Consider the following 6,209-nt stretch of genomic DNA (forward strand, 5'->3'; position numbering starts at 1 on the left):
CTTGCTCGCGCTCGCGTTCGCGTTCACAGCTGGGCCATCCTTCGGCGCCGGACGAGGTAGATGAAGACGGGCCCGCCGATGAGCGTGGTCACGACGCCGGCCTGAAGCTCCGAGGGCCGGGTCACCACCCGGCCGAGCACATCGGCGCCCAGCAGCAGGACCGGCGAGAGCACCGCGGCGTACGGCAGGATCCAGCGCAGATCGGGCCCGGTGAGCGCGCGTACGAGATGCGGCACCATCAGGCCGACGAAGGCGATCGGCCCGCAGGCGGCGGTCGCGGCCCCGCACAGCAGGGTGACGGCGACCATGGCGAGCAGGCGCGTGCGGTTGAGGTTGGCGCCGAGGGCGCGCGCCGTGTCGTCGCCGAGCGCCACGGCGTTCAGCGCCCGGCCGAGCGCCAGGGCGAGGACCGCGCCGACGACGAGGAACGGCGCGACCTGCTTGACGACCGTCATGTTCGCGGAGGCGAGCGAACCGACCGTCCAGAAACGCATCTTGTCCAGAGCCGCCGTGTCCAGCAGCTCAACGGCGTTGACATAGCCGTAGAGCGCCGCGTACACCGCCGTCCCGGCGAGCGCCAGCCGCACCGGCGTGGCGCCCCGGCTGCCGCCGAGCGCGTACACGAGCACGGACGCGACGGCGGTGCCGAGGAAGGCGAACCACACATAGCCGGTCAGGGAGGTGACGCCGAAGAAGCTGATGGCCGAGACGACGGCGGCGGACGCGCCCGCGTTCAGCCCCAGCAGCCCCGGGTCGGCGAGCGGATTGCGGGTGAGCGCCTGGATCACCGCGCCCGCGAGCCCGAGGGCCGCGCCCACCAGCAGCCCGAGCACGGTGCGCGGCACCCGCACGTCCCGGACCACCACGTCGGTGTCGGTACCGCTGTAGTGGAACAGGCCGTGCCACACCTCGCCCAGCGGGATCGGCTTGGCGCCGATCGCGACGCTGGCCGCCACGATCACCAACAGGACCACCAGGGAGGCGGCGAGCCCGGCGGCGCGGCGCGCGGAGCGCCGCCCGGGTGGCGCGGTCGCTGGTTCGGTCCCGGCTCTCGCCGGACTGAGCAGGGTCACGCGGAACTCCACCTCGCAGCAAGGCCAATCACAACTGAGGTTAGGTTAACCTAACCTACCTTGCCGCGTCTCGGGAGGGTGCCGTCAGCCCGGCAGGGCCGTCACAGCCCGAGACAGCCCGAGGGGCCGCCCGGGGGTCCGCCCGGGGGCCGCACGAGGGGCCGTCACAGCCCCAGCATCGCCAGCGCCTTCCCCGCGTCCGCGTCACACGCCCCGTCCCCCGCCTCGGTCCACGCCGCCGCGCACAGCGCCCGCAGCCCGTCCAGCGGGTCGTCACCGTCCCCCTCCAACACCAGCGCGCCCTGCCGCACCCGGGCCAGCCGGCCCCCGCACCGGAAGCCGTCCTCGTCACCCGGCCCCGCGGGCTCCACCGCGGGCTGGGGCGCCAGCAGGCCCCTCAGGTCGCGGTCCACATACGTCGGCCGGTACTTGGGCTCGGCGGCCAGCAGCTGCGCGGGGGTGGTCACCCCGGTCAGGACCAGCAGCGAGTCGACGCCGCCCGCGTACGCGCCCTCGATGTCGGTGTCCAGCCGGTCCCCGACCACCAGCGGCCGCCGCGCGCCGGTCCGCAGGATCGTCTCCCGGTGCATCGGCGGCAGCGGCTTCCCGGCGACCTGCGGATACTGGCCCGTGGCGATGCGGACGACCTCCACCGCCGCGCCGTTGCCCGGCGCGATGCCCCGACCGCTCGGAATCGTCAGATCCGTGTTGGAGGCGAACCACGGCACGCCCCGCGCCACCGCGTACCCCGCCTCCGCCAGCCGCCCCCAGGGCAGCTCGGGCCCGCCGTACCCCTGAACCACCGCCGCCGGGTCGTCGTCCACCGACTCCACCGGCACCAGGCCGCGCTCGCGCAGGGCCACCCGCAGCCCCTCGCCGCCGATCACCAGCACCCGGGCCCCGGCCGGGACCTGCTCGGCGATCAGCCGGGCCACCGCCTGCGCCGAAGTGATCACATCCTCGGCCGTCGCGGGCACCCCGAGCCGCGTCAGATGCTCCGCCACCGCCTCGGGCGTCCGCAGCGCGTTGTTCGTCACATACGCCAGCCGCATCCCGCCGTCCCGCGCGGTGACCAGCGACTCCACGGCGTGCTCGACGGCCTCGCCCCCCGCGTACACCACCCCGTCGAGGTCCAGCAGGGCGGTGTCGTACGCCTCGCTCAGCGGCCGCTCTCCGGCCGCCGGACGGGTGCGGACGTTCTGGGTCACGGGGGGATTCATAGAGGGACACGCTCCTCGCATAAATGTGCGTCTGTCCATCGATCATCTCTGATCGCGCCGGACGGCATAGCATTCACTGATGAGCATTCCAGGGCCTGTCGGGCAAGGTCTTCAGCTCGCCCCGTTCCGGGGATTGCGCTACGTCGCGGAGCGCGTCGGCAGCCTGGCTGCCGTGACCTCCCCGCCGTACGACGTCGTGGTGCGCCCCGACGGGCTGCGCGCGCTCGAGACCGCGGACCCGTACAACATCGTCCGCCTCATCCTCCCGCAGGCCGACACCCCCGCCGACCGCCACCGGCAGGCCGCCGAGACGCTGCGCCGCTGGCAGGCCGACGGCATACTCGCCCCCGACCCCGAGCCCGCGCTCTACGTCTACGAGCAGCGTGACGGCCATCTGCTCCAGCGGGGCATCATCGGCGCCCTGCGGCTGAGCCCGCGCGAGGAGGGCGTGGTCCTCCCGCACGAGGAGGTCATGCCGCATGTGGTCGAGGACCGCGCCGCCCTGATGCGCGCCACCGCCGCCAACCTGGAGCCGCTGCTCCTCGCCTACCGCAGCGACGGCTCGGTCACCGGCGCGGCCAGCGTCGTCGAACGCACCGTCCGAGGCCGCCCATTGCTGTCCACGACCACCGAGGACGGCTTCAGCCACCACCTGTGGCGGGTGACCGACCCCGCCGACCTCACGGAGATCGCCGCCGACCTCCGCCACCGGCAGGCCCTCATCGCCGACGGGCACCACCGCTGGGCCACCTATCTGCGGCTGCGCGAGGAGCGGGCGGAGCCCGGCCCCTGGGACTTCGGCCTGGTCCTGCTCGTCGACACCGCCCGCTATCCGCTGCGCGTCAGGGCCATCCACCGGCTGCTGCACCAGCTGTCGCCGAGGGAGGCGCTGGCCGCCCTGTCCGGCCCGGGGAGCGCCGGCGGGACCGGCTCTGAAGGCGCCGCCTTCCGCGTACGGCCGGTCGACGGGCCGCTCCCGCAGGCGCTGGCCACGCTCGCGAAGGCCGCCGACGAGCCGAGGGCCGGAAACGCCTTCCTGCTCGCCGGGCACGGCGGCTTCCACCTCCTGGACCGCCCCGATCCGGCACTCCTGGCCCGTACGGTCCCCACCGGCCGGCCCGAGGCATGGCGCACCCTCGACGCGACGGTCCTGCACTCCCTGCTGCTCGAGCACCTCTGGAAGGTCCCGGACACCCCCGCCCACATCGGCTACATCCACGACGCGGCGGCGGCCGTGGAGCAGGCGGAACGGCACGGCGGTACGGCGGTGCTGATGCACCCGGTGCGGGAGGGGATCGTCCACGACCTGGCCCGTCAGGGGATCGCCATGCCGCACAAGTCGACCTCCTTCGGGCCGAAGCCCGCGTCGGGCCTGGTCCTGCGCAGCCTCGCGCTGGGCTGACACAGACGACAGAGGGCGGAACCCCGGGCCCGGGGTTCCGCCCTCGCTGTCCGGCCGCGTCAGCTGCCGTTCGCCTCGCCCTTCGGCTGGTCCTTCGGCTCGTCCTTCGGCTCGTCCTCGTCCGCGGACTCGTCGTCGATCTCGTCGCCGACCTGCTCGGACTCCTCTGCCTCCTCGGCCTCCTCGAACTCCTCGGACTCCTCAAACTCCTCGGGGGCGAGCGCGTCCACGAACTCCACGCCGTCCAGCTCCGCGAGCCGGTCGGAGGCGTCCGTGGTCCCGCCCTGGTCCGCCTCCAGGGCCTTGGCGAACCACTCCCGCGCCTCGCTCTCACGGCCGACGGCCAGCAGCGCGTCGGCGTACGCGTAGCGCAGCCGCGCGGTCCACGGCTGTACGGACTGCGAGGCCAGCTCGGGGCTCTGCAACGTCACCACGGCGGCGTCGGCCTGCCCCATGTCGCGCCGGGCGCCCGCCGCGACCAGCCGCATCTCGACCTGCCCAGCCCGGTCCAGCTTCTGCACCTCGGGCTCACCGGCCATCGCCAGCGCCCGCTCCGGACGGCCCATGCCGCGCTCGCAGTCGGCCATCACCGGCCACAGATCGACGGTGCCGGTCATCCGCCGGGCCGCGCGGAACTCCGCCAGCGCCTCCGAGTACTTCGCGACGGCGTACGAGGCGAAGCCCGCGGCCTCGCGCACGGCCGCGACACGGGAGGCGAGCCGCAGCGCCACGCGCGAGTACTCGTACGCCCGCTCGGGCTCGTCGTCCAGCAGCTTGGCGACCATGACGAGGTTCTTCGCCACGTCGTCGGCGAGGGTCTTCGGCAGGCTCATGAGCTCCTGCCGCACGCTCTTGTCGATCTCGTCCCCGGTCACGTCCTCGGGGATCGGCAGCCGCTTGACCGGCTCGCGGTCACGGTCGCGGGCGCGCTCGTCCCGGCGCCCGTAGCCGCCGGACCGGTCGTCCCGACGCCCGTAGCCGCCACCGGGGCGCTCGTCGCGCCCACGGCCCTGCCCCGCGTACGAGCGGCGCGGCCCACGGTCGTCACGGCCGTCGCGGCCGCGGAAACCGCCCTCGCGATCGTCCCTGCGCGGGGCGCGCGGGCGATCGTCGCGGCGGTCGTCACGACGATCGTCACGACGGTACGAGGGCCGGTCGTCACGACGCTCATCACGCCGGTCGTAGCCGCCGGTACGGGCGCCACGGTCCCGGTCGTCACGACGGGGCCCACGCGGCCGGTCGTCCCGGCGGTCATCGCGGCGGTCATCGCGACGGAAGCCACCGCGGTCGTCGTCACGTCGGTACGAAGGCCGGTCGTCCCGCCGTTCGTCCCGCCGCCGGTCATCGCGGCGGTCGTCACGACGCTCGTCGCGCCGGTCGTCACGGCGGAAGCCGCCACGGTCGTCGTCACGCCGGAAGCCGCCGCGGTTGTCATCACGGCGGAAGCCGCCGCGATCATCGTCCCGCCGGAAGCCCGGCCGGTCGTCACGCCGGAAGCCGCCGCGGTTGTCATCACGGCGGAAACCGCCACGGTCGTCGTCCCGCCGGAAGCCCGGCCGCTCATCGCGGCGGTCGTCACGACGCTCGTCGCGCCGGAAGCCTCCCTGGCGGAACCCGCTGTCCCGGTCGTCACGCCGCGGCCCGCGGGGACGGTCGTCCCTGCGATCGTCACGGCGCTCATCCCGGCGGTCATACCCACCGCCGGGCCGCCCGCCGCGGTCGTCACGACGCGCGTACCCTCCGGGCCCGGGCCGTCCACCGCGGTCGTCGTCGCGGCGCGGCCCACGCGGCCGGTCATCACGGCGATCGCCGCGCGAGGCCTCCCGCCGGTCGTCGCGCCGGTCGTCGCGCCGGTCGTCACGGCGGAACCCGCCGCGGTTGTCATCGCGACGGAAACCGCCACGGTCGTCGTCCCGCCGGGGACGGTACGGACGGTCGTCCCGCCCGCGCTGGAACCCGCCACGATCGCCGTCACGCCGCGGTCCGGACTCACGGAAGTCGCGCCGATCACCGCCGTCCCGGCGCCGCGGCTCGCGGTCCGACCGATCGTCGGGGGAGTTGGTGGACATCGACGTGACTCCTGTCTTGAGGTACTACAGCCATTCTCGCGCATCGAACTTGCCGACGCGTTTCAGGGAAAACAAAAGGACCCTTGGTCCCAGCATGAACGCTGGGACCAAGGGTCCTTCAAAGATTGTTCGGCGGCGTCCTACTCTCCCACAGGGTCCCCCCTGCAGTACCATCGGCGCTGAAAGGCTTAGCTTCCGGGTTCGGAATGTAACCGGGCGTTTCCCTAACGCAATGACCACCGAAACCCTATTGCCCACCCCGCAGGGCGGGAATTGGACAGGGCAGCGAACAAGCACACTGTTCAGTTAAGTGCGGCTCAACCGGTGCGACTGTTCGCAACCCGGGAACCACACAGTGGACGCGAGCAACTGAGGACAAGCCCTCGGCCTATTAGTACCAGTCAACTCCACCGGTCACCCGGCTTCCATATCTGGCCTATCAACC

The 6,209-nt window shown here is 73.4% G+C and carries 4 protein-coding genes and 1 rRNA gene; 1 reads left to right on the plus strand and 4 read right to left on the minus strand.

Annotated elements, in window-relative coordinates; translation table 11 throughout:
- Window positions 1-23: 23 nt before the first annotated feature.
- Both ACZ4WQ_RS16160 and ACZ4WQ_RS16165 read right to left on the minus strand, forming a co-directional pair.
- Window positions 24-1,073 (minus strand): FecCD family ABC transporter permease, encoded by a 1,050-nt coding sequence (locus tag ACZ4WQ_RS16160; RefSeq protein WP_311730802.1) that lies wholly within the window; start codon window positions 1,071-1,073, stop codon window positions 24-26.
- A 164-nt stretch (window positions 1,074-1,237) separates the two neighbouring features.
- Window positions 1,238-2,293: an HAD-IIA family hydrolase gene (locus tag ACZ4WQ_RS16165; RefSeq protein WP_311730803.1), complete on the minus strand. Its 1,056-nt coding sequence runs from the start codon at window positions 2,291-2,293 to the stop codon at window positions 1,238-1,240.
- A 79-nt stretch (window positions 2,294-2,372) separates the two neighbouring features.
- Here ACZ4WQ_RS16165 and ACZ4WQ_RS16170 point away from each other — a divergent pair, with 79 nt between their 5' ends.
- Window positions 2,373-3,695 carry a DUF1015 domain-containing protein gene (locus ACZ4WQ_RS16170; RefSeq protein ID WP_361184871.1) on the plus strand — a complete coding sequence of 441 codons (1,323 nt, stop codon included), beginning with the start codon at window positions 2,373-2,375 and terminating at the stop codon, window positions 3,693-3,695.
- Between the two features lie 59 nt (window positions 3,696-3,754).
- On the opposite strand, the gene ACZ4WQ_RS16175 is transcribed toward ACZ4WQ_RS16170, so the two are convergent.
- Window positions 3,755-4,588: a hypothetical protein gene (locus tag ACZ4WQ_RS16175; RefSeq protein WP_398376823.1), complete on the minus strand. Its 834-nt coding sequence runs from the start codon at window positions 4,586-4,588 to the stop codon at window positions 3,755-3,757.
- Between the two features lie 1,303 nt (window positions 4,589-5,891).
- A 5S ribosomal RNA gene (gene rrf, locus ACZ4WQ_RS16180) occupies window positions 5,892-6,008 on the minus strand.
- Between the last annotated feature and the right edge of the window lie 201 nt (window positions 6,009-6,209).

This window comes from Streptomyces sp. NPDC028305 (genome assembly GCF_055569495.1).

Bases quoted from the DNA above. Each gene is read 5' to 3' on its own strand.
- ACZ4WQ_RS16170 (WP_361184871.1), top strand. From the start codon at position 2,373: ATGAGCATTCCAGGGCCTGTCGGGCAAGGTCTTCAGCTCGCCCCGTTC.
- ACZ4WQ_RS16165 (WP_311730803.1), bottom strand. From the start codon at position 2,293: ATGAATCCCCCCGTGACCCAGAACGTCCGCACCCGTCCGGCGGCCGGA.